Genomic DNA, 510 nt, shown 5'->3' on the forward strand with positions numbered 1-510 from the left:
ATAACAAAGCTATGTCAATATTTAGGATTATCAAGATATTATGCTTATTATCAGTGTAAATTGAATAGACAAAAATCAGTAGGGCTTTATGCCGATAAAATCGTGACGCTATTTAATCAGAGCTATCAGTCTTATGGTACAAGACGAATTCGTTTTGATTTACAAAAAGAGAATATTTGGGTGTCACGCCGTTACATTGCTCGGGTGATGAAAGCCTTATTGCTAGTATCAAAATACACCGTTAAACGTTATCAATCTCACAATACGGAAGTGAATGAAACCGCCACAGAAAATCACCTGCAACGACAATTTGATGTAGGTGATAAAAAACAAATTGTTGTTGCGGATTTAACCTATATTCAAGTTAAGCAACGTTGGAACTATTTATGTGTTTTAGTGAACTTATCCGATAGGCAGATTGTCGGTTACCATGTTGGTCAACATAAAACAGCAGAGCTTGTTATGTCGGCATTAAGCCAAATTAAACTGCCATTATCGAAATTAGATTTA

1 protein-coding gene is annotated in these 510 nt (G+C 34.7%); it reads left to right on the forward strand.

The window, feature by feature from the left end; translation table 11 throughout:
* Positions 1-60: 60 nt before the first annotated feature.
* Positions 61-510 (forward strand): IS3 family transposase (locus A9G35_RS01775; RefSeq protein ID WP_176701368.1); only part of this gene is annotated, 450 nt, incomplete at its 3' end.

The organism is Gilliamella sp. Choc5-1 (assembly GCF_001690595.1).
Taxonomy (GTDB): Bacteria; Pseudomonadota; Gammaproteobacteria; order Enterobacterales; family Orbaceae; genus Gilliamella; species Gilliamella apicola_M.